The sequence below is a fragment of the Gordonia insulae genome, from assembly GCF_003855095.1.
Taxonomy (GTDB): Bacteria; Actinomycetota; Actinomycetes; order Mycobacteriales; family Mycobacteriaceae; genus Gordonia; species Gordonia insulae.
In genome coordinates this window covers 4,922,285-4,944,377 of record NZ_CP033972.1, presented here as the reverse complement: position 1 = coordinate 4,944,377, position 22,093 = coordinate 4,922,285, and the positions used below count along the sequence as shown (strand labels likewise).

Annotated in this window: 18 protein-coding genes and 1 pseudogene; 7 read left to right on the top strand and 12 right to left on the bottom strand. The window is 67.7% G+C overall.

The features are described from left to right. Window positions 1–2: 2 nt before the first annotated feature. The 4 genes from D7316_RS22565 to D7316_RS22550 all read right to left on the bottom strand — a co-directional run bounded on the left by D7316_RS22565 (window position 3) and on the right by D7316_RS22550 (window position 3,339). Complete coding sequence (locus D7316_RS22565; protein WP_124710255.1) at window positions 3–689, bottom strand: response regulator transcription factor; 687 nt, start codon at window positions 687–689, stop codon at window positions 3–5. Beyond that, on the bottom strand, window positions 686–2,068 hold the full coding sequence (locus D7316_RS22560; protein ID WP_232017029.1) for a sensor histidine kinase: 1,383 nt from the start codon (window positions 2,066–2,068) through the stop codon (window positions 686–688). The genes D7316_RS22565 and D7316_RS22560 overlap by 4 nt, the downstream gene beginning before the upstream one ends. Before the next feature lie 145 nt (window positions 2,069–2,213). Then, window positions 2,214–2,522, bottom strand: coding sequence for a GNAT family N-acetyltransferase (locus tag D7316_RS22555; protein ID WP_124710254.1), 309 nt, complete (start codon window positions 2,520–2,522; stop codon window positions 2,214–2,216). Window positions 2,523–2,592: 70 nt separating this feature from the next. Next, window positions 2,593–3,339, bottom strand: coding sequence for a phosphoglyceromutase (locus tag D7316_RS22550; RefSeq protein ID WP_124710253.1), 747 nt, complete (start codon window positions 3,337–3,339; stop codon window positions 2,593–2,595). 119 nt (window positions 3,340–3,458) lie between these two features. Here D7316_RS22550 and D7316_RS22545 point away from each other — a divergent pair, with 119 nt between their 5' ends. Beyond that, window positions 3,459–4,892 carry an APC family permease gene (locus D7316_RS22545; RefSeq protein ID WP_124710252.1) on the top strand — a complete coding sequence of 478 codons (1,434 nt, stop codon included), beginning with the start codon at window positions 3,459–3,461 and terminating at the stop codon, window positions 4,890–4,892. Window positions 4,893–5,066: 174 nt separating this feature from the next. On the opposite strand, the pseudogene D7316_RS22540 reads toward D7316_RS22545, so the two are convergent. The 3 genes and pseudogenes from D7316_RS22540 to mshA all read right to left on the bottom strand — a co-directional run bounded on the left by D7316_RS22540 (window position 5,067) and on the right by mshA (window position 8,866). Continuing rightward, window positions 5,067–6,670: pseudogene (locus D7316_RS22540) on the bottom strand (AMP-binding protein). A 188-nt stretch (window positions 6,671–6,858) separates the two neighbouring features. Next, window positions 6,859–7,467 carry a type III secretion system chaperone family protein gene (locus D7316_RS22535; protein WP_124711514.1) on the bottom strand — a complete coding sequence of 203 codons (609 nt, stop codon included), beginning with the start codon at window positions 7,465–7,467 and terminating at the stop codon, window positions 6,859–6,861. Window positions 7,468–7,516: 49 nt separating this feature from the next. Then, window positions 7,517–8,866: a D-inositol-3-phosphate glycosyltransferase gene (gene mshA, locus D7316_RS22530; RefSeq protein ID WP_124710251.1), complete on the bottom strand. Its 1,350-nt coding sequence runs from the start codon at window positions 8,864–8,866 to the stop codon at window positions 7,517–7,519. Between the two features lie 101 nt (window positions 8,867–8,967). Between mshA and D7316_RS22525 the strand changes: the two genes are divergently transcribed. The 5 genes from D7316_RS22525 (at window position 8,968) to D7316_RS22505 (ending at window position 13,621) form a co-directional block, all read left to right on the top strand. Next, window positions 8,968–10,215: a cytochrome P450 gene (locus tag D7316_RS22525; RefSeq protein ID WP_124710250.1), complete on the top strand. Its 1,248-nt coding sequence runs from the start codon at window positions 8,968–8,970 to the stop codon at window positions 10,213–10,215. Then, window positions 10,208–10,828, top strand: a complete 621-nt coding sequence (locus D7316_RS22520; protein WP_124710249.1) for a TetR/AcrR family transcriptional regulator — start codon at window positions 10,208–10,210, stop codon at window positions 10,826–10,828. The genes D7316_RS22525 and D7316_RS22520 overlap by 8 nt, the downstream gene beginning before the upstream one ends. 111 nt (window positions 10,829–10,939) lie before the next feature. After that, a complete protein-coding gene (locus tag D7316_RS22515) occupies window positions 10,940–11,881 on the top strand; it encodes a metal ABC transporter solute-binding protein, Zn/Mn family (protein ID WP_124710248.1) in 942 nt (313 codons plus the stop codon). 4 nt (window positions 11,882–11,885) lie between these two features. Further along, the gene (locus D7316_RS22510) at window positions 11,886–12,749 is read left to right on the top strand and encodes a metal ABC transporter ATP-binding protein (protein WP_124710247.1); all 864 of its coding nucleotides are present in this window, start codon (window positions 11,886–11,888) and stop codon (window positions 12,747–12,749) included. Next, window positions 12,746–13,621, top strand: coding sequence for a metal ABC transporter permease (locus D7316_RS22505; RefSeq protein ID WP_124710246.1), 876 nt, complete (start codon window positions 12,746–12,748; stop codon window positions 13,619–13,621). Before D7316_RS22510 ends, D7316_RS22505 begins: the two co-directional genes overlap by 4 nt. A gap of 36 nt (window positions 13,622–13,657) precedes the next feature. Here the strand turns inward: D7316_RS22505 and D7316_RS22500 are convergent, their stop codons facing one another. Then, entirely contained in the window at window positions 13,658–14,137 is a 480-nt protein-coding gene (locus tag D7316_RS22500) for a DUF2599 domain-containing protein (RefSeq protein ID WP_232017028.1), read from the bottom strand. 83 nt (window positions 14,138–14,220) lie between these two features. Here D7316_RS22500 and D7316_RS22495 point away from each other — a divergent pair, with 83 nt between their 5' ends. After that, window positions 14,221–15,351, top strand: coding sequence for a beta-mannosidase (locus D7316_RS22495; RefSeq protein WP_124710244.1), 1,131 nt, complete (start codon window positions 14,221–14,223; stop codon window positions 15,349–15,351). A 19-nt stretch (window positions 15,352–15,370) separates the two neighbouring features. Here D7316_RS22495 and D7316_RS22490 read toward each other — a convergent pair whose 3' ends face one another. From D7316_RS22490 to D7316_RS22475, 4 genes are read right to left on the bottom strand one after another with little or no spacing between them, the layout of a single operon-like run. After that, on the bottom strand, window positions 15,371–17,029 hold the full coding sequence (locus D7316_RS22490) for an ArnT family glycosyltransferase (protein ID WP_124710243.1): 1,659 nt from the start codon (window positions 17,027–17,029) through the stop codon (window positions 15,371–15,373). After that, window positions 17,026–18,639, bottom strand: coding sequence for a glycosyltransferase (locus tag D7316_RS22485; protein WP_124710242.1), 1,614 nt, complete (start codon window positions 18,637–18,639; stop codon window positions 17,026–17,028). Before D7316_RS22485 ends, D7316_RS22490 begins: the two co-directional genes overlap by 4 nt. Next, a complete protein-coding gene (locus tag D7316_RS22480; protein ID WP_124710241.1) occupies window positions 18,636–20,153 on the bottom strand; it encodes a hypothetical protein in 1,518 nt (505 codons plus the stop codon). Before D7316_RS22480 ends, D7316_RS22485 begins: the two co-directional genes overlap by 4 nt. Further along, window positions 20,150–22,078, bottom strand: a complete 1,929-nt coding sequence (locus D7316_RS22475) for a hypothetical protein (protein ID WP_124710240.1) — start codon at window positions 22,076–22,078, stop codon at window positions 20,150–20,152. The genes D7316_RS22480 and D7316_RS22475 overlap by 4 nt, the downstream gene beginning before the upstream one ends. Window positions 22,079–22,093: the final 15 nt, after the last annotated feature.

Genomic DNA, 22,093 nt, shown 5'->3' with positions numbered 1-22,093 from the left:
GCTCACGGCTCGTACTTGTAGCCGAGGCCGCGCACCGTCACGAGGTGCTTGGGATTACCCGGGTCCGGTTCGATCTTGGACCGCAGACGCTTAACGTGGACGTCGAGCGTCTTGGTGTCCCCGACATAGTCGGCGCCCCACACCCGGTCGATCAGCTGGCCACGGGTGAGGACCCGGCCGGCGTTGCGGAGCAGATACTCGAGCAGATCGAACTCCTTGAGCGGCAACGTGATCGGCTCGCCGTTCACGGCGACGGTGTGTCGCTCGACATCCATCCGGACCGGCCCCTCCTCGAGTACGCCGATGGACAGGTCCTCCTCGCCCGCGTCTCCGCCGCGCCGCAGCACCGCGCGGATGCGCGCGATCAGTTCCCGCGCCGAGTAGGGCTTGGTGACGTAGTCGTCGGCGCCGAGTTCGAGTCCGACGACCTTGTCGATCTCACTGTCCCGGGCGGTCACCATGATCACCGGCACGGTCGAGCGTGCCCGTAGCGACTTGCAGATCTCGGTGCCGGACATGCCCGGCAGCATGAGGTCGAGCAGGACGATGTCGGGACTGACCCGATCGAAGGCCGAGAGTGCCTGTGCCCCATCGTTGATGACACTGGCCTCAAAGCCTTCTTTGCGGAGGAGGAAGGCCAACGGGTCGGCCAGGGATTCCTCGTCCTCGACGATCAGTACGTGCGTCACCGATGCAATTCCTTTGGTTGGGGTGGACGTTCCGGGAGATCTTCCACCGGACCGACGATCTCGGCGGTCAGGTCCTGTGGGATGCGGAGGGTGAAGGTCGAGCCGGTACCGGGTTTGCTCCAGAGGCCGATCGAGCCGCCGTGGTTGGCCGCGACGTGCTTGACGATCGCCAGACCGAGCCCGGTGCCGCCGGTCAGCCGCGACCGCGCCTTGTCGACGCGGAAGAAGCGCTCGAAGACGCGCTCCTGATCGTCGGCGGCGATGCCGATACCACGATCGGTCACCGCGATCGTCACCATCGGGCGACCGTCGAAGGCCGTGATCCGGCGACTGACCGAGACGGTCGTGTTGGGCGGCGAATACGCGATCGCGTTGACCACCAGATTGCTCAACGCGGTCAGCAGCAGCCGGCGATCGCCACGCACGGTCAGTCCGGACGGCGCGTCGGCCTGCAGCGTAATCCCGACCGCCTCGGCGGAGGTGGTGGCCGTGGCGATGGCCTCGGACACCAGTTCGTCGACGTCGACGGTCGCGAACTCCGACGTCTCGCCGCCCTGCAGGCGCGAGAGTGCGATGAGTTCACTGACCATGTTGCCCATCCGGTCGGCCTCGGTCAGGACCCGGCGACCGAAGTGTTCGACGGACTGCTCGTCGTCGGCCGATTCGAGCAGGGCCTCGGTGAGCAGGCCGATCGCGCCGACCGGGGTCTTCAACTCGTGCGAGACGTTCGCGACGAAATCGCGCCGGGTGGCCTCCACACGGCTGTGCTCGGTGTCGTCCATCCCGTACACCACGGCGTATCGCTCGGAACCGTGGGCGACGAGGCGGACCAGACAGCGCACCGACTCCACATGTGGGGCGGTCGCGCGTCCGGTGGAGACGAAACCGAGCGAGGATTGCGGCGGACTGAACTCGAAGCGCGCCTGTTCCTCGGTGTCGAGGACTTCCTTGGCCGCGTCCCACACCGCGTCGGCGAGGAGCCGGTCGCGGACCACGCCGAGTTCGACGGCCTGGTGGTTGTAGAGCACGACGTCGCGGAACTGGTCGACGACCGCGACGGCGTTCTCGCTGTGTCGCACGATCAGGCTGAGCAGACCGGCCTTGGTCATCCGGCCGTCATCGGTGGTCAGTGCGACGTCGGAGTCGCGCAATTCGGCGGCCGCGGCGACCTCGCGCGGGGCGTTGGCGACGATCGAGCGCGCCTCGACCACCTCGGTGGTCACATCCGCGGGCCCGATCGGCGTCTGCGCGGCGCGGGATGCGGGGGCGACTCGCCGCAGACGGAGTGAACTCCAGCCGCGGCCGTGCCAGCCGAGTCCCAGAAAGACTCCGCAGAACAATGCGATCGCGATCGCCGCGAGAACCAGGGCAACGCTCACAACTGCAGCTTACGGCGCGACGAACGCCCGCTGCACATCCGTGAGAATTGTTCGGCGCCTGTTCACACGTTGTTCGACCAAGCGGACACGACCGCCATGGGTGCGGTGCTACGCCGCGGCCACCGACCCGTACCGGGCCGCGGGCTCACTGCGGAACCGGCACCGCCATGTCGGCGTACTCCGGGTGCTGGGCGATGAACCGCTGCACATACGAACACACCGGCACCACCTGCTTGCCGCTCGCCCGGATGTCGTCGAGTACCACGCGCACCAGCTGACCGGCGTAACCGTGGCCGCTGAACTGCTCCCGGACGACAGTGTGGGTCAGCACCACCTGATAGGGCTCCGAGACATAGTCGAGATACCCGACCACCTCGTCGTCATCGCTCAAGATCGCCTCGTAACGCTCCTGAGCAGGGGAATGATTGATCCGTAGAGTCCCGACATCCGCCATGGCATCCAATGTAGCGCGCGTCACACCATCGGCACCATGACGTTTGTGTTACAGGTCCCCGGACCCCGGGTTACTTCTGTCCCTGTGCCGCAACCGCCGCCGCGCCGGCCGCCGCAGCCTCCGGATCGAGGTAGGTCCCACCGGGGTTCAACGGCTTGAGATCGTCGTCGAGGTCGTAGCGCAACGGGTTGCCGGTGGGGATGTTGAGCCCCGCGATGTCGGCGTCGGAGATGTCGTCGAGGTACTTCACCAGCGCCCGCAGCGAGTTCCCGTGGGCGGCGACGAGGACGGTCTTGCCCGCCTTGATATCGGTCGCGATGGTCTCGGTGAAGTACGGGATCATGCGTGCGACGACGTCCTTGAGGCATTCCGTCAGCGGCACCTCCGCGAGATCGGCATACCGCGGATCGTCGGACTGGCTGTACGGGGCGTCGCGCTCGATGGGCGGCGGCGGGGTGTCGTAGCTGCGGCGCCACAACATGAACTGCTCCTGGCCGTACTTCTCCAGGGTGTCCGCCTTGTTCAGGCCCTGCAGTGCGCCGTAGTGACGTTCGTTCAGGCGCCAGTCACGCTTGACCGGGATCCAGTGACGGTCCGACTTGTCGAGGGCGATCTGCGCGGTCTGGATGGCGCGACGCAGCAGCGATGTGTAGAGGATGTCGGGCAGGACATCGTGTTCGACGAGCAACTCACCGGCGCGGACCGCCTCGGCCTCGCCCTTCTCCGTGAGCGCCACGTCGACCCAGCCGGTGAACTGGTTCGACGCGTTCCACTCGCTCTCGCCGTGCCGCATCAGAATCAAGGTGCCGTTGCTCATGCGTGCCAGTTTCTCACAGACGGTGCGAGTGCGACGGCGACGAGGTGTTCCCGAATCAATCGGGTCACAGGTGTGCCGGAAGACGCGCGAATCAGGCAAAACGGCATTAGCGTCAGCACATGACTGTCAGCGCGGAACCCGGCGCGAGCGGCGCCGGAACACCCCAACAACCTGAACTCAAGCGCGTCCTCGGCTGGAAGCTGCTGCTGCTCTTCATCATCGGCGACATCCTGGGGACCGGCGTCTACGCCCTCACCGGCCAGGTGGCCGGTGAGGTCGGTGGCGCGGCCTGGCTGCCGTTCCTGATCGCCTTCGCAGTCGCCACCCTGACCGCGTTCTCGTACCTCGAGCTCGTGACCAAGTACCCGCAGGCCGCGGGTGCGGCACTCTACGTGCACAAGGCGTTCGGCATCCACTTCATCACGTTCATCGTGTTGTTCACGGTGATGTGCTCGGGAATCACGTCGGCCACCACGGCATCCCGGGCTTTCGCGGTGAACATGCTGACCGCGTTCAGCGGTGGCGACAAGCCGGACACGTCCAGCCCCGCCCTGCTGTTCTTCGCGATCGCGTTCCTGCTCGTCGTCATGTTCATCAACTTCCGCGGGGTCGCCGAGGGCGTCGGCACCAACGTCGTCCTGACCCTCGTCGAACTCTCCGGCCTGCTGATGGTGATCTTCATCGGCTACTGGTTCATCGTCGGCGGCAACGCCGAGCACTGGGACGCGGTGGTGGCCTTCGAGACCCCCGACGACAAGAACGTCTTCATCGCGATCACCGCGGCGACATCTCTGGCGTTCTTCGCCCTCGTCGGGTTCGAGGACTCGGTGAACATGGCCGAGGAATGCAAGGAACCCATCCGGATCTTCCCGAAGGTGATGCTCAGCGGCCTGGCCATCACCGCCGTGGTCTACGTCCTGATCTCGATCTGCGCGGTGGCCATCGTGCCGGTCGGTGTCCTCGCCGAGAGCGAGACGCCACTCGTGGACGTGGTCCAGGCGGCGGCACCGGACTTCCCCATCGGCGACCTGCTCCCGTGGATCTCGATGTTCGCGGTGGCCAACACCGCGCTGATCAACATGATGATGGCCAGCCGACTGCTCTACGGAATGGCCAAACAGGGTGTGCTGCCGTCATTCCTGGCCTATGTGCATCCCGGGCGCCGGACCCCGGTGGCAGGCATCATCTTCACCACGGTCATCGCCCTGTGCCTGCTCGTCTACGTCAGCGCCGACCCGGACAGTTCGGTCGTCGGCCTACTCGGCGGCACCACCGCACTCCTGCTGCTCGCCGTGTTCACCGTCGTGAACATCTCGGTTCTGGTGCTGCGCCGTAAGCCGGTGCAGCACGAGCATTTCCGTACGCGCGTGCCCGTCGCGGTGCTGGGCGCCGTCACCTGTGGGTACCTGACACTGCCCTTCACCGGCCGCGACCCGGAGCAGTACGTCATCGCCGGCTGGCTACTGCTGCTGGGCGTGATCCTGTGGGCACTCACCTACTGGCACCACAAGCGGCGCCAGATTCCGGAAGGTCATCTCGAAGAGGTGAACTGACAGGTCTCGATACGCCCTCGGCTGGCGCCTCGGGCTACTCGACCAGCGAGATATCCGTACTTCGCTGGTCGAGTAGCCTGCGAGCCGCCCGACCGGCCAGGTGCACCCTTCGCTGGTCGAGTAGCCCGCGAGCCGCCAGGCGAGCCGGCGTATCGAGACCACCTGCGGCAGAAGCTACTTGCGCAGATCCTTGCGCAGGATCTTGCCCGACGCCGACTTCGGGATGGCGTCGATGAACTCGACGGCACGGACCTTCTTGTGCGGGGCGACCTTGGCCGCGACGAACTCGATGACCTCGTCCGCGGTCAGCTCCGCGCCGGCCTGCGTGACGACGAACGCCTTCGGGATCTCCTCGCCCTCGTCGTCGTTGACACCGATGACCGCGGTGTCGGCGATCTTCGGGTGGGTGAGCAGCAGCGCCTCGAGCTCGGCCGGGGGCACCTGGTAGCCCTTGTACTTGATGAGCTCCTTGAGCCGGTCGACGATGTAGACGCAGCCGGTCGGGTCGACCTGCGCCATGTCACCGGTGTGCAGATAGCCGTCGGCGTCGATGGTGTCGGCGGTGGCCTGCTCGTTGTTCAGGTATCCGAGCATCACGTTGGGGCCCTTGACCCACAGCTCGCCGGGCTCGGACAGGCCTTCGCCCGGCAGCTCGATCTCGTCGCCCGTCGCGGGATCCACGAGCTTGTTCTCCGAGTTCGGGATGGCCCAGCCGGTGGACGACAGCGGCGGATCCTCGCGGCCGAGCGCGGCCTGCGTGTCGAACGGGATGAGGTGGCTGACCGGGGACAGCTCGCTCATGCCGTAGCCCTGCAGCATGTGCAGGTTCAGCCGCTTGGCGACCGCCTTGCCCAGCTCGTCGTCGAGCGGCGCGGCCCCCGACATCATCGTGTGCAGCGATGACAGGTCGTAGTTGTCGACGATGGGGTGCTTGGCCAGCGCGACGGCGACCGGCGGTGCGATGTAGGCGCTGGTGACCTTGTACTTCTGGATGTTCTCCAGGAACTCGACGAGGTCGAAGCGCGGCATGATGACCAGGCGGCCGCGGTTGTACAGCGCGGCGTTGAGCAGCACCGTCATCCCGTAGATGTGGAAGAACGGGAGCACCGCGATCACCACGTCATCGGGGGTCATCCCCTGCAGCGGCTTGATCTGGGCGACGTTGGCGACCAGGTTGCGGTGGCTGAGCGCGACGCCCTTCGGGTTGCCCGTGGTGCCGGAGCTGTACGGCAGCGCCGCGACGTGGGTGGCCGGGTCGATGGTGACGTCGGGGGCCGGCAGACCGGCGCCGAGCAGGTCGACCGCGTTCGGATGACCCGACTTCTCCTGCCCCTCACCGTCGAGCACGATGAGGTTCTCGTCGGAGATCCCGACCTCCTTGGCCGCGGCCGCGGCCTGATCGAACATCGGCGAGATGGTGATCAGCATCTTCGCCTTGGCGTCGGTCAACTGCTTCGCGATCTCCGGCGCGGTGAACAACGCATTGATCGTGGTGGCCGTGCCACCCGCACGCAGGATGCCGTGGAAGACGGTCGCGAATGCCGGGATGTTCGGCGACAACACGCCCACCACATCGCCGACCGCTATCCCCGCGCGGCCAGTGCGCCGGCGGCGGCGTCGATCTGACCGATCAGCCGACGGTAGGTCGTCTCATCGCCCGTCTTCGGGTCGACGAGCGCAACACGGTCGAGGTCCGCGTCCGAGATCGATCCGAACAGGAAGTCATAGACGCTGAGATTCGGGATCTCGACGTCGGGAAAGGGACTCGTGAAGCTCATGACACCTCCGTTGGTAAATTCCGGCGCAATCGTAGCAACACTCGTTGTTACATTCCGGCCGGAAGGCGGGTTCTCTGATCGAGGCGTGATGTCCGCATCGTCGGAATTTCACCGCGCGCGATACCGCGTTCAGCAAGGCAACTCTACGAGATGGCCGATACCCGTGTGACGGGGCCACTCGGCGCGGGTCAGTCCTCGGCGGGCGGGCCGTCGGGCCGCTCACCGGCATCGATCACCGAGGTCACACCCGGCACGTAGCGGTCCGGCAGGGGTTCGCCCGGCTCCGGCAACGACTCCTTGTCGATGAGGTGCTCGAAGGCCAGCAGATTGCGCAGCGACTCGCCGCGCGACACCCGCCACGCCCACTCCCGGCGGATGGAGGTGACGAAGCCGATTTCGAGCAGCGTGTTGAAATCGCCGTCGGCGGCCTCGAGCACCTGGCCGAGTACCCGGTCGATCTCGTCGGCGCTGAGGGCGTCGCCGGAGATCCGTCCCACGAGGTAGATGTCGCCGGTGTTGTCGATGGTGTAGGCGACCCCGTAGAGACGGCGATTGCGCCGCAGCAGGTAGCGGTAGACGCCCTCGTGATCCTCGTCGGGGCGACGGCAGACGAACGCCTCGACGCGCACCCCGTGGGGCCCCGCGGTCAACAGCACCGTGGTGGTGAGCTTGCGTTCGCCCGGCAGTTCGAGCAGCAGGTGATCGGCCTGGGCACCACCGGAATCCTTGCGGCTGAACGAGATCTCCCGTTCGGTGAGTGCAGTCTCGAGAAGCTCGACGATCTCGGCCTGGTTCACGGTCACCTCTCCTGTCCGAACATGGCTGCTGCGGCCGCTGGTCGTCGGGTCATCCCTGTCCGACGACCATCCGCGCACGCCGGCGACGCCAGCGGCGGGACCCGTGCCGCGCCGCCGCCGCACCGATCGCGGCGGGGTTGCGGGCGGCGAACGACTGCATCGCCGCCGAATAGCTGGTCAACAACTGGCTCGCAGTGTGCTCCCAGGAGAACTGCTCGGCGTGCGTGCGTGCGTTGCGCCGCATCGTCGCGAGCCGGTCCGGGTCGTCGAGGAGTCCCGCGATCGCCGACGTCCAGTCCTCGACGTCGTGACCGTCGACGAGCAGACCGGTTCCGCCGTCCGCCACCGCGACACTCAGTCCGCCCACGTCCGCGGCCACCACCGGCGTACCGCAGGCCTGCGCCTCGATCGCGACCAACCCGAAACTCTCCGAATAGCTCGGTACGGCAACCAGATCCGAGGCCCGGTAGACCTGGGCGAGCCGATCCGACGGCTGTGGCGGCAGAAAGGTGACCGAGTCCGAGATGCCGAGATCGGCCGCGAGATCGATCAGCGCGGTCGGCTGCGCCAGTCCGGTGCCCGACGGCCCACCGACGATCAGCACACGGATCGCACGGCCCTCGGCACGGTATCGCTCGATGATCGGCGCGGCCGCGGCGAGCAGGACGTCCGGTGCCTTGAGTGGCTGAATCCGTCCGACGAAGGTCAGCACGGTCTCGTCGCCACGGAGACCGAGTTCGGCCCGTGCGAGGTCCCGCGAACCGGGCGAGTACACATCGAGGTCCGCACCCGGGGTGACGACGTCGATCCGACCGCGATCCGCGTTGTACATCGACACCAGTTCGGTGGCCTCAGTGTCGGTGTTCACGACCATGCGGTCGGCCTCGTCGACGACCTGCTGTTCGCCGATCACCCGCAGCATCGGCTCGGCGGTGTCGCCCTTGGCCAGCGACGCGTTCTTCACCGCGGCCAGGGTGTGCGCGGTGTGCACCAGCGGCACACCCCACCGGTCGCGGGCGAGCCAGCCGACTTGGCCGGACAGCCAGTAGTGCGAGTGGATCAGGTCGTAGTAGCCGGGCTTGTGCATGGCCTCGGCGCGCAGCACGCCCGCCGTGAACGCACACAGCTGAGCGGGCAGATCCCGCTTGTCGAGACCTTCGAACGGGCCCGCGACCACATTGCGGACGGTGACACCCGGGGCCGCGGCGACGATCGGGGCATCCGCCGACGACGTCGCCCTGGTGAAGATCTCCACCTCCACCCCACGCCGCGCGAGCCGCGTCGCGGTCTGCCAGACGTAGACGTTCATTCCCCCGGCATCACCGGTGCCCGGCTGCGCCAACGGCGACGTATGCACGGAGATGAGTGCGACGCGCCGCGGCAACGGTGGGCTGGTCATCCCTCCACCTTAGAGAAATCCGCACGGGATGCTCTGCGCGACCGCACCGCGCCGAGACCGCCGCCCTTGACACTTTGTTGATACTGTCTCACTATCGAAACATGACAACAGAAGTGTCCAGGCTCGCCATGTTCGAGTTGAGGTCCGGGTCCACCTGGGCGGACCCGTACCCGATGTACGCCGCGCTCCGCACGCACTCGCCGGTCCACCGCGTGATCCCCACCGGCGACATCGACGCCGACTTCTGGGTCCTCACCCGTCACGCCGACGTGCTCGCCGCCGCCGACGATGCCGCGACCTTCTCGTCCGCGCAGGGCCTCACGGTGACCTACGGCGAACTCGAGGCGATCGGCATGGCCGACAATCCGCCGATGGTCATGCAGGACCCGCCGACACACACGCGTTTCCGCAAGCTGGTCGCCCGGGGCTTCACCCCACGACAGGTCATCGCGGTCGAGCCGACGGTCCGCGCATTCGTCCGCGATCGCCTCGAGCGGCTACCGACCGACGGTCCGGCCGACATCGTCGGCGAGCTTTTCAAACCGCTGCCGAGTATGGTCGTCGCGCATTATCTCGGTGTCCCCGAAGAGGATTGGGGCCGCTTCGACGGCTGGACCGAGGCAGTCGTCGGGGCGGCGTCCGGTGTGGGTGGCATGGCGGCGGCCGCCGAGTCGGCCGGTGCCGCGACGCTGGAGATGCTCGCCTACTTCACCGAACTGGTGGAGTTCCGCAAACGACACCCCGGCGAGGACACCGTGTCCCAGCTGGTGTCCGCGGGTCTCGCCGACGATCCCGACGACCCGGCCGGGCTGCTGTCGATCCTCGCGTTCACGTTCACCATGGTCGCCGGGGGCAACGACACGACAACCGGGATGCTCGGCGGCAGTGTCGCCTACCTGCACCGATTCCCCGATCAGCGTCGGCGCCTGGTCGACGAGCCCGACCTCGTCGCGGGCGCCGTCGACGAACTGCTGCGCCTCACGTCGCCCGTTCAGGGCCTCGCCCGCACCACCACTCGCGACGTGACCTACCCGGACACCCCCGACGGGGCGGTGACCATCCCGGCCGGCCGCAAGGTCCTTCTCTGCTATGGGTCGGCCAACCACGATCCCGACGCGTACGGGCCCGACGCCGACGACCTCGACGTCACCCGGCGACCGCGCAGCATCCTGACGTTCAGCCACGGGAATCATCACTGCCTCGGCGCGGCCGCGGCGCGGATGCAAGCCAGGGTCGCGCTGACCGAACTCCTCGCGTTTCACCCCGATTTCGCCGTCGACGTCGAGGGCATCGAGTGGGCCGACGGCAATTACGTCCGGCGGCCGACCTATGTCCCCTTCCATGCCTGAGTCCCCCGCCGAAGAACACGGCGGCACATCGCGCGGGGATCACCGCGGGACCGAGCCGTGGCTCGCGCCCGAACGTGCGGACCTCGCCGCCCAGCGCATCCTCGACGTCGCCGAGGAACTCTTCATCGAGCACGGCGTGCCCGCGGTGACCATGCGCGGGCTGGCCGCCGCGGCCGGCTGCTCCCGCGCGACGCTCTATCGGTACTACCCGGGGAAGTCGGAAGTGCTTGCCGCCTATGTCGATCGGGCCGCGGGCGAGCTCGGTGCGGCCATCGGGTCCGTCGCGGACGACGAGGCGGATCCGGCCGCACAGCTGATCGCCGCGGTCACCACCGCGATCACCGGCGTGCGATCGAATCCCGCGTTGCGCACCTGGTTCACCGCCGACGCCGCGGGCTCCTCGGCCGATCTCGCCCTGCTGTCCCCGGCGATCGAGGAGATGGCCGCCGGCTTCCTGGCGCGGATCACCCCCGACACCGACGGTGCCGAGCGTCGCGATCGGGCCCGGTGGCTGGTCCGGGTGATCGTGTCGTTGCTGACCACGCCCGGTGCGTCGGCCGACGACGAGCGGGACATGGTGGCGCGGTTCGTCGTGCCGGTGGTGTTGGCGTAGTCGCCGCGCCGACCTGCCGGCATGACGACCACCACCCGATTCGGCACCTCGCCCACCATCCCCTACACTCCTTTCGGTAACGATTGTCATTTGCGTGAGGCGGAGAACACGATGAGGCGAACACTGGCGGCGGCCGTGGCATTGATCGGCGCGAGCGCCCTGGCCCTGGCCGGCTGTTCGGGCGACGACAGCGGCGGCGGGTCCGCCTCGGGAACCCCGACCGTGGTCACGTCGACCAACGTCTGGGGTTCGGTGGCGTCGGCGGTCGCGGGCGACAAGGCCACGGTGACCTCGCTCTACACCAACGCCGAGGGCGATCCGCACGAGTTCGAACCGTCCGCGTCGGACACCGCATCGGTCGCCGACGCCGACGTCGTGGTGCTCAACGGCGGCCATTACGACGCCTACATGGAGAGCGCCATCGAGGGCACCGACGTCACCTCGGTCAACGCATTCGAGATCCTCGAGGGCGACTCCCACGACCATGCCGCCGGTGACGACCACGACCACAGCTCGATGAACGAGCACGTCTTCTACGACCTCGAGGTCGTCGGCCAGGTCGCCACCAAGGTGGGCGATGCACTCGCCGAGAAGGATCCGGCGAACGCCGACACCTTCCGGGCCAACGCACAGGCGTTCACCACCAAGATCGACGGCCTGCGCGAGAAGCTCGCCGCCATCAAGACCGCGCACGACGGCACCAAGGTCGCCCAGACCGAGCCCCTCGCCGGCTACCTGCTGGACGAGGCCGGACTGGTCGATGTCGCGCCTGCCGGATTCACCCAGTCGGTCGAGGAGGGTCAGTCACCGTCGGCCGCCGATCGCGCCGCGATGGAGGATCTGCTCACCTCACGCACCGTGCACGCCTTCATCTACAACACGCAGGCGTCGGACTCGGTGACCGAGGCGCTGCGCGCGACGGCCGATTCGGCGAAGGTGCCGGTGGTGGAGTTCACCGAGACCCTGCCCGACGGCACCACCGACTACATCGCGTGGCAGACCGGCCAGATCGACGCGTTGAGTTCCGCGTTGGATGCGCATGCCGCAAACTGACCTCATGGCGCACCCCGATCCCGTGACCGAGCCCCGGCGCGAACCGGCGTCCGACACCGTCGCGAGGTTCGACCACGCCCGACTCGGATTCGGATCCCGCGTGCTGTGGGACGACCTGACGCTGCGCATCTCCCGGGGCGAGTTCATCGCGGTCCTGGGCCCCAACGGTTCCGGCAAGACGTCGTTCCTGCGCTGTCTGCTCGGTCAGTACGCGCTGGATGCCGGAGCGCTGTCGGTGACCGACGCGATCGGTTACATCCCGCAGCAGCACGCCGACGACTCCGATCCGATGGCGATGCGCGGCCGCGATCTCGTCGGATTCGGTGTGGACGGCGGCCGGTGGGGCGTCGGACTCCGCGGCCGGGCCCGCCGCAGGCGACTCGTCGACGCCGCGCTGGCCGAAGTCGGTGCCACCGCCTACGCCGAGGCGCCGATGGGCCTGCTGTCCGGTGGCGAGCAGCAACGACTCCGGGTGGCGCAGGCGCTGACCGGCGACCCGACGCTGCTGTTGTGCGACGAGCCCCTGTCGAGCCTCGACCCCAGCAATCAGCAGCTCGTGGTGGAGCTGATCGACGAACGCCGGCGCAACGCCGAGACGGCCGTCGTGTTCGTGACCCACGAGATCAATCCGATCCTGCCGTACGTCGACCGGGTGTTGTACCTGGTGGGCGGCCGGTTCCGGATCGGTACGCCCGACGAGGTGATGACCACCGAAACGCTGTCGAACCTCTACGGCAGCGACGTCGAGGTCCTGCGGGTGCACGGACGGCTGCTCGTGATCGGCGGCGAGGACGCCCACCATTGCGACCATCGGCCCGAGCCGCCGACGGTCCCCGGCCACGACGGAGAGCGAGCAGCTCAGCAATGACCGTCGGATCCCCTCTGGCGGCGACGCAGATCGAGATCAGCAGACTCTGGGACCTCGACTCGACCGCCGAACTGCTCGGGCGTGGCTTCGTGCAGCAGTCGCTCATCGCCATCGCACTACTCGGCCTGCTCGGCGGCATCCTCGGACCACTGATCATCGCGCGGCAGATGTCGTTCGCCGTGCACGGCGTGAGCGAGTTGTCGGTGACCGGCGCGGCCGCGGCGTTGTTGCTCGGCGTCAGCATCAACGTCGGCGGGGTGATCGGTGCGGTCATCGTCGCCGCCGTATTCGGATTCATGGGAAACCGTGCCCGCGAACGGGACTCGGTGATCGGCGTGGTGATGGCCTTCGGCCTGGGCCTCGGTGTGCTGTTCCTCTCCCTGTACGGAAGCGCGCGAACGGGTTTCGCGATGCTCACCGGACAGGTCGTCAGCGTCGGCACCGGCGGGCTGACGGCCATCGCGATCACCACCGTCGTGGTCGTCGCGGGGATGGCGGTCATCTACCGGCCGCTGCTGTTCGCCTCCCTGGATCCGCGGGTGGCGCTGGCCCACGGTGTCCCGATCCGGACGCTCTCGGTGGTGTTCGCCGTCCTGATGGGACTCGCCTGTGCGCAGGGCGTGCAGATCATCGGCGCACTGTTGGTGATGTCGCTGATGATCACACCGGCGGCGGCCGCGGCCCGGCTGACCGCGAACCCGACGAGGGTCCTCGTGCTGTCGGTCGTGTTCGCCGAGGTCGCCTCGGTGGGCGGTCTCATCGTGTCACTGGCTCCGGGCCTGCCGGTGTCGGTGTTCGTCACGACGATCTCGTTCGTGATCTACGTGATCTGCCGCTGGATCGGGCATCGGCGGCAGTTCGTGACGCGCTGACGTACCCCGACGCCACGCTCCCCGACATCTCCGGGGTCACTCCTCGGGAGCGCCCGGGTTGCAGCGGGTCTCGATCATCACCTGGTCGGTGACGACCGGCCGCGACGGCTCGAGGTTCCAACTCGGCTTGTCCGGCTCGACGGCGCGTGCGAAGTCCCAGTGACAGTCGAACTGCGCTCGCATGCCGGGGGTGTCGGCGTCGGGCTCGAGTCGGAGCACCTCCGCCCATGCGATGTCGGCACCGCGCGGGTTGTCCGTGCGCCGACCCGCCGCGGTCGGATGGACCTGCAGGCTCGGCCCGACCGCGGTCGTCACCCACTCGACGAAGTCCACGTAGGGCGGCGGCAGAACGGGTGTCGTCGAGGGTGTCCCCTGGCCCACCGGTCCGGCGATCGTGCTGCTCACCGTCGGTGTCGTGCTCGTCGGCCGCACCGCCGACGCCTCGCCGGCATCGTCGCCCGGACCGCAACCGGCGACGGACACCAACGCGCATCCCAGGACTCCGAGCGTCCCCACGCCCCGCCTCCACCGTCCGAATGATCCGCCCATGACCGCACCCTAGACGGTCGGCCGGCGAGTAGGCTTCGTGAATGTGGCCCATGCGCCCGCGGAACCCCTCCAGGCTGCTCGTTCTGGTCCTCTGTGGACTGGTCCTGGCGGCCTGCGCCCAACCAGGCGTCGGGGATCCCGTCCGGACCTCCACCGCAGATGATTTCGGCGGTCGCGTCTCGACCACGCCCGGCGGTCTCCGCCTCGACGGGGCGCCCTGGTGGCCCGCAGGCCTCGACGCCTACCAGCTCGGAACCGACTGGTCGGTGAACAAGGGCTGCGGCGCCGAGGTGGATCTCGACGACTACTTCGCCCGGCTCCCCGAACGCTCGCTCACCCGTTTCAACTTGTTCGCGGCGTTCGCCGTCGACAAGAACACCGCCATGATCAATTTCGCCCCGCTGGACGCGGTCTTCGCCGCCGCCGAGCGGCACGATCAGATGGTCCTCCCGGTCTTGACATCGAACGAGGGCGCCTGCGAGGACGATGTCTTCAAGCCCCGATCCTGGTATCAGGATGGTTGGCGCACAACGACGTCGAGCGGAAAACTGACCTACCAGCAATGGGTCGGGATGGCGATCGAACGGTGGCACGACGAACACGCGCTGGCGGGCTGGGAGCCGATCGGAGAACCGGAGACCAGCGATTGTCCTGCCGGGACCGGAGCCGGCGGGTGCGAGTGGCAGCAACGTACCTGCCACAGCGGCGCGGGCCAGGTCCTGCGTCGATTCTTCGACGACGTCGGCGCGAAGATCCGATCCCTCGACGACCGCCATCCCATCTTCTCCGGTCTCGTCGGCGGCGATCAATGTGGCACCGAGGGCGCCGACTACGCGACAGTCGCCGCGTCGGCCGGCGTCGACGTGCTCGACTTCCATGACTACGACGAACGATCGACCATGCCCGGCCAGGGCGATCAGAGTCTCGAAGCGCGCCTCGAGACCGCCCGGCGACTCGGAAAGCCGCTGATGGTCAACGAGATCGGCATCCACGCCGGCTCGTGCCTGGACCTCACCGAACGGGCCTCCCGATTCCGCGCGAAGATCGAGGCCCAGCGCGATGCCGGCACCGCCGGCGCCCTGCTCTGGGCCTTTGTCCCGGATCCGCGAAAGTCGAGCTGCAGCTTCGACATCGGACCCGACGACCCCGCGTGGTCGGTGATCCGCCAGAACAGCCGGTGACACGTACCGCAGAGTGCCGTCAGTCGAGCACGCGGTAGATCCGCCAGGTCGGCAGATAGGCCCCCTGGTTGCGGGCCTCCAGCGTCAGCACCCCGATCTGTGCCCCGTTCTCGTAGATGGTGGGATACCGCGTGTTGATGGCATCGGACTCGCCGCGACCCTCTTTGGGGACCGTGAGGATGTACTGCACACCGTTCAGGGCGGGATCGTTGAGGATGTTGGTGAAGTCCTGATCCGACGGGATCACGAACTGCTTCGGTCGCGTCGAGCGCACGACCACCGCGAATCCGAAGACGGTGTCGCAGATGACGCTGCCGTCCGGCAGATGCAGCGAGTCGAGGTACTGTGCGATCTCCCGCTCCGTCGAGAACGCCCGGGCGACCTTCTGCGCATCGAGGAGGTGGGGATCCGTCGAGTCCGGACGTGGCACCAGGAGGGCACCGAGTGCGAACTCCTGATTTCCGTAGGTGCTGGTGTTCATCCCGGCCGCGGTGGTCGGGATCGCCACGACCATCGACAGCGCGGCGACCACCGCCGCGACGCGATAGCCGATCGGGTGGCGCCCGACGGTCCCGACCGGCGGCGGTTCAGCATGCCGGCCGAGGCGCCGGAACGGACTGGGCCGGGTGGCGGGCAGGGCCAGCAGCGCCACGATCGCGGAGAGTGGGATGACCGTGATGTAGAAGCGCATGAAACCGAACGTGGTGCCGCGTACGTAGCTCAGGATCTGGAAGGCGAGGACGGCGCCGATCACCGCGAGGCCGACCATCAACGGGTAGAGGCGTCGCCTGCGGAAGCGGATCACGGCCACCATCGGCAGAACGATCGCGAACAGCGGTGCGAGGATCACCAGTTCGGACAGCGCGAACCGAATCGCCGACGTCGTGGCCGATCCCTCACTGCCCACGGTCTGTTCGAGGATCGCGGTGTTGCCGTATTGCGAGGAGAACTGGGCGAACAGATTCCCGGTGATCAGCCAGCTGGTGAAGGCCCAGACGAAAAAGGCCACCGCGCTGGGCAGTTCGACGAGCGCGACGTCCATCACCACGCGTCGGTAGCGTTTCGTGCGGTCCGCGCGGCGGAAGGTGACGACGGCGACGAATCCCGCGGCCGCCACCGCCGCCGCGCCACCGTCGTAACGCGTCAGATAGCCGAGCGCCAATGCCACCGCCGCGACGATGAGTTCGTGCACGTCGTCGGTGTCGGCCCAGCGCAACAGGCGACGGACCGTCCAGGTGAGGAAGAAGATGAACGGCGCCTCGCTCATCCCGTTCGCCGAATAGAACACGATCATCGGGTTGATCGCGAAGCAGATGCTGACGGCGTTGCCCATCCAGGGCGTGACGCCGCGGTCGCGGGCGATCCCCCACACCTGGATCACCGCGCCGGCACCGAAGCCCGCGGACATGATCGCCGCCGACACGGCCTCGGTGGTCATCGGCGGCCAGATCGGCGTGAGTGCGGTGAGCGGCAGCTGCGCCATCGCGGTGAGCGGCGTGAAGATGAAGCCGATCGCCGACAGGTGCGGGTCCCGGCTGAACAGCACGCTCTGCGCGGCCTGCACCCTGGACAGCGAATCGCCCATGAAGAACTGCTGACCCATGCAGAGCCAGATGCCGATGGCTGCGTAGACGAGCCACACCAGGAAGAACACGCCGACGACCGACCGTCCCCTCATGTGGCGCCCTCACTGTCGGCGGTGTCGTCGGCATCCCGCTCGGCGTCCGCAGCGGTCCCGGATTCCTTCGATGGGGTCGACGCGAGACCGTGAAAGGTCTTCTCCCAATAGGACGGATTGAGGATCAGCTGCCACATGCCCTTGATGGCGGCGACACTCATCATCACCCAGTACAGGGGCACCGCCAGGGCCGGCCAGAAGAGTTCGCTGCGATCGTCTTCGCGGATCGCGATCAGGTTCATGTAGATGGCCGCACCGTTGCCGAAGATCAACGAGATGAGCGCGAGGTAGTAGATGGGTCCGGGGAAGAGGTCGGCGATCACCGCCGGCTGCCCGGTGATCCAGACGACCAGGATGAGCCAGAAGATCATGTTCACACAGGCGATGAACGGGGTGCCCGCCAACAGCAGCGTGAATCGGTAGATCTGCACCGGGCCCAGAATCCGCCAGAGCCTGCGGAACTGGCGCATGTGGACGAGCCACGTCTGCATGTAGCCCTTGTACCAACGCGATCGCTGCCGGACCCAGTTGATCCCGTCGACGTTGGCCTCCTCCAGTGTCACCGAGTCGATCACCGCGGTCCGGAATCCGTTGGCCGCGATGCGCACACCGAGGTCCGCATCCTCGGTGACGTTGAACGGATCCCACGCGCCGATCTCGTCGAGGACAGTCCGGCGGAAGTGATTGGAGGTGCCGCCGAGCGGGATGGGAGACCGGCTGGCCATGATGCCGGGCAGCAGGTAGCCGAACCAGATCCCGTAGTCGGCGGTGAACCACGCGGTCAACATGTTGTCGGTGGCGTTGTGAAAGCTGAGCTTGCCCTGGACGCATACGACGTCGTCGTCGAGATCGGCGAATGCCTTTGCCACGCGCCGCAACTGAAGCGGGTCCGGTTTGTCCTCGGCGTCGTAGATGGTGACGATGTCACCGGTCGCGAAGTGCAGACCGTAGTTGCACGCCTTGGGTTTCGTCCGCGGCTGGGCCGGCGGGACCAGCACCACGGTCACCCACGCGTGGTGCGACACCGTCTGTGCCGCGGCGATCGTCACGTCATCGTCGGCCTCGAGCAGCAGGAGCACCTGGATCTTCTCGACCGGGTACTCGAGGGCCTCGAGATTGGCGACCAGGTCCCCGACCACCTCGGGTTCGTTGTACGCGGGAACCAGCACCGTGTAGGTCGGCAGGTCGACGTCGGGGATCGACCTGGCCTCGTCGTCGCCGACGACGATGGCGCCGTTGACGAGTCCACGCCGGAAGATCAGGACGCGATCCACCAGCGACATGATGTAGACGACGGTCATCGTCGAGATCAGGGTGGCGGCGGTGCCGACCGGGGCGAGGACGAAGGCGACCGCGATGACCGCGATCAGACCGAACCCGATGAGTTTCTGACCGCGGGTGAAGGCCACCGACGCCGACATCAGCGGCTGCTGTTCCCGCAGGCCCTCGACAGCGTCGTGCAGCGACCGTTGCCGGTAGTCCTCGTCGGCGAGCAGGGCCGGGACGTCGCGGTCGGCGTGCCCGGCGACGTCGCTCCACGTGTAGCCGGGCAGGTTGTCCCCGTTCGTGTTGTCCCCGATCCTGTCGTCACCGCCGGCGCGATGGGTCATGACGACACCTGACCGATCTTGTCGATCTGGGTCTCGATGAGATCCGACGCGCACATCACGAGCAGGTCCCGGTCCTTGAACACCGGCGTCTTGTCCTCGGTGACCGAGTTTCCGCGGAACAGCACGGTGATGAGCGAGTTGACGTTTCGCCAGAGGGTGAGTTGCGGTTGCGGGAAGATGGCGTCGGGCTCGTGGTCGTCGACCGAGATCAGCGACACCTGTTGGGCCACCCCGCCGTCGTTCCAGCGCCAGACGAGGCGGTTGTAGGTGAGGAAGTTCGTGTCGTCGACGATGGTCTGCAGGACGCCGTTCATCCCATGTGGCAGCGGCACCGGGACCCGACGACTGAAGCGGTCCCCGACGAGGTTGTAGTCGACGATGGTGGAATAGACGTCGAGGGTCAGTGGGCGCGACGTCGTGATCGCATCGACGACCACCTTGCGCGGCCGGGAGAACTTGTCGTACTTCACGTCTCCCTCGGCCTGGCGGAGGTCTTGGCGGGTGGCGGCGGCGCCGGGCCCGTACAGGCTGGACACGTCGTAGGGCTTCACGCTGACCTGACGCCAATTCGAGGGCACCGACAGTGGCGGGGTCATGTTCAGACCGGGGACGGTCACGCCCGCGCTCGGCCGGATGTCGGGTACCGGGATCAGCGTGATCAGCACCGCCACCAGCGCGGTGAAGATCGTGCCGCGGAGGACATCCGGTGCGGTGATCGGATTGAGCGGCCGCTCCAGGGGCTTGAGGTGACCCCAGTCGCGTCGTTGGTCGATGTACATCACCACGCCCGTCACGAACACGCAAGCGACCGGCGGGACCCACTGGTAGACGTAGATCGGCGCATCGGGCGCGTAGACCTTCAGGGCGACGAGCACCATGATCCCGGCGACCGCCGCCAGCGCTGCGCCGGCGAGCCCGCGGCGGCGAGTGCGACCCACCGCGACGGCGGCGGCCCCGACCGCGAGAATCAGCATCACGATGCTTGCCGCGACGCGCGTCGCGCCGAAGGTGATCACCAGGATCCGGTACGGCAACGGGAAGATCGACAACAACAGGAACCACGCCCACCGATAGCGTGCGACCGGCCGCAGACCGAACAACATGACCGCCCCGCCCAGCAGGAACAGCCACATCGACAGCAGATCGATGTGCAACGACAGATAGGTGCTCGCGTAGCGCGGGGTGAGCATCGCCTCGATGCAGAGGGACAGGACCAGGGTGACGGTCCCGACGATGATGTCGGTCTGCCGGTCATAGATCGGGAACTCGTCCCCCTGCCGGAGGCCGATCCCGATGCAGGCCATCAGCGTCAACACGACGGCGGCCGGCAGGTAGGTGATCAGGGTGCCCGACTTCGCCTCCACCAGGATCGCATCGAGGGTCGACCAGTAGGCGAAGACGGCCATGCCGACGAGCACCACCCACCGCAGTACCAGGCGCAGTAGAATGTTGTCCCGCAGTCGGTCACCGAATCCGCGGGTGTCGCCGGGCCGTTCGGCATCCAGGATGGTCATGACGACCGGGCGCGCCGCCGACGTAGCAGGGTCCAGGCCACGACCGCCGCCGCCGCGACGACGGCCACCGCCGCGATCACGCCGCCGACGATAGCGCCGGTCGACGACGACTCCGCTTCCGGCGCCGCCGCTTCGGTCACGAACACCGGATCCCGATCGCCGACCTGGAGCATCGCGTCACCGCTCAGTTGCGACCACCGATCGGTGTCGGCGTCGAGCCAGGCCAGGGTCTGGTCCAGTTCGGCGGGATCGTCGGTGGACGTCGCCACGAGCCGCGTCTGGCCGTCGGACCGCGCGACCTGCAGCGACGCATAATCCAGTGTGGGCGTCAGCGTCACGGTGGACGCGTTGCCGGCGAGGTCGAGGACGCGAACGGTGCTGCCGTCGGAGGTCACCGGCAGCGACATCTGCGGGAGCCCGGTGCCGTCGCCGGAGATGAGCACCGCCGGTTGGTCATCGGTCACCGCGGACATGTCGACGACGTCGATGCCCAGTGGGATGGCCGACAACCGCTGCATCCCGCTCATGATCGTCACGGCGCGGCGCACGTCGGCGACGTCACCGGTGGTCCACGCGACCTGCGTGCGGGGCATCAGCGCCTGCGGTAGGGACTGGAAACCGGACGGCTGCGGCGGATCGGCCGCCGACGAGGTGACCTCGCCCGTCGAATCCAACGACAGGTCGGTCTGATAGCCGTCGCCACACTGTGCGCGGGTGTCCCCGCGTTCCAGGGTGACGCGCAGCTCGGTGTACCGGCTGAGCAGATCGTCCGGTATCTGCACCCACTGATCGATGACCCCGGACGAGTCGGTCTCCCAGGAGTCGATCACGCGGTCGCCGACCCGTACCGCGACCCGGCCGCCCGAGCCCTGCGGGGCCGGGGTGTACGAGCCATGGAGTTGTACCCGAACATCTTTCGACGGCCGGCCCAGTCGGGTCTGGTCGATCCCGATCGTCAGGCTCGGCCAGGACGCCGAGGTGACGGTCTGATCGCTGACGCCGAGATCGGCGAGGGTGACCACGTCCGGGGGCAACTGGGGTGCGTCGTGCAGCGTCCCGGCGACGGCTGCGGAGCTGAGTGCGATCGGGGACAGATCCGAGGTGAGGAACTGCGCCTGCGCCTCGAGGTTGCTCGCGTCCCCGCCGATGCGCAGGAACGGACCGCCGGGTCCGTTCTGCAACGACAGTCCGGCCGGATCACCGGTCGCGACCACGATCTGGCGTTCGAGGGCGCCGGGTCGGGTCGTCGGGGTCAGGGCGTCGCGGGGCAGGGATCGGGTCTCGATCTCGACCGGTGCCGTGCCGTAGTTCGCGATCACCGCGGTCGCCAGGTCGACCGCGGCGGCGCCTTCGGCCTGCTGAACGTCGTCGGGGACGTAGATGGTCAGTTTGCGCAGGACCGGCTGGAGGAAATCGGCCACCGCCGTCGGCGCGCTCTCCCGTCCGCCATAGGTGATGGTGGCGTTGGTGATCCGCAATGCGTCCTCGGGATCGAACTTGCAGAATCCGTCGGCGCGGAGGTAGGTCCGGAGCGTGAGATCGGCCGCGTTGCGGGCAACCCGCACGCCACGCAGCGGGAGTTCGATCCGCGCATTCGGCGTTGCGCTGACCGGCGTCCGTGACAGCGTGCGATCGTCCTGCACGACGTCGATGAATCCCCCGGTCACGAAGGCCGGCATCGCGGTGGTGCCCGTGATGCTCTGCGGTGTCAGCCCGGCGGGGACGGGAAGCGTCAGACTGAATTCGCCCTGCTGACCGGGGATGGTGATCGTCGACGACGACCCGACGTCCTTGAGGCTCAGCGGCGGAGCCGTGTCACCTGGCGCGGCACCCGCCGCCACCGGCAACATCGCCGACCCCGCCAGTACGAGCATCGACGTCGCCGACAACGCCGCGAATCGGTGTACCCATCGGCGCACCCGCATCCCTCACCCTTCCAC

Excerpts from the sequence above, each read along its gene's own strand:
- mshA (WP_124710251.1), bottom strand. The coding sequence starts at position 8,866 with ATGACCAGCCCACCGTTGCCGCGGCGCGTCGCACTCATCTCCGTGCAT.
- D7316_RS22520 (WP_124710249.1), top strand. The coding sequence starts at position 10,208 with ATGCCTGAGTCCCCCGCCGAAGAACACGGCGGCACATCGCGCGGGGAT.
- D7316_RS22525 (WP_124710250.1), top strand. The coding sequence starts at position 8,968 with ATGACAACAGAAGTGTCCAGGCTCGCCATGTTCGAGTTGAGGTCCGGG.
- D7316_RS22555 (WP_124710254.1), bottom strand. The coding sequence starts at position 2,522 with ATGGCGGATGTCGGGACTCTACGGATCAATCATTCCCCTGCTCAGGAG.
- D7316_RS22515 (WP_124710248.1), top strand. The coding sequence starts at position 10,940 with ATGAGGCGAACACTGGCGGCGGCCGTGGCATTGATCGGCGCGAGCGCC.
- D7316_RS22475 (WP_124710240.1), bottom strand. The coding sequence starts at position 22,078 with ATGCGGGTGCGCCGATGGGTACACCGATTCGCGGCGTTGTCGGCGACG.
- D7316_RS22485 (WP_124710242.1), bottom strand. The coding sequence starts at position 18,639 with ATGACCCATCGCGCCGGCGGTGACGACAGGATCGGGGACAACACGAAC.
- D7316_RS22490 (WP_124710243.1), bottom strand. The coding sequence starts at position 17,029 with ATGAGGGGACGGTCGGTCGTCGGCGTGTTCTTCCTGGTGTGGCTCGTC.
- D7316_RS22510 (WP_124710247.1), top strand. The coding sequence starts at position 11,886 with ATGGCGCACCCCGATCCCGTGACCGAGCCCCGGCGCGAACCGGCGTCC.
- D7316_RS22505 (WP_124710246.1), top strand. The coding sequence starts at position 12,746 with ATGACCGTCGGATCCCCTCTGGCGGCGACGCAGATCGAGATCAGCAGA.
- D7316_RS22480 (WP_124710241.1), bottom strand. The coding sequence starts at position 20,153 with ATGACCATCCTGGATGCCGAACGGCCCGGCGACACCCGCGGATTCGGT.
- D7316_RS22545 (WP_124710252.1), top strand. The coding sequence starts at position 3,459 with ATGACTGTCAGCGCGGAACCCGGCGCGAGCGGCGCCGGAACACCCCAA.
- D7316_RS22495 (WP_124710244.1), top strand. The coding sequence starts at position 14,221 with ATGCGCCCGCGGAACCCCTCCAGGCTGCTCGTTCTGGTCCTCTGTGGA.
- D7316_RS22550 (WP_124710253.1), bottom strand. The coding sequence starts at position 3,339 with ATGAGCAACGGCACCTTGATTCTGATGCGGCACGGCGAGAGCGAGTGG.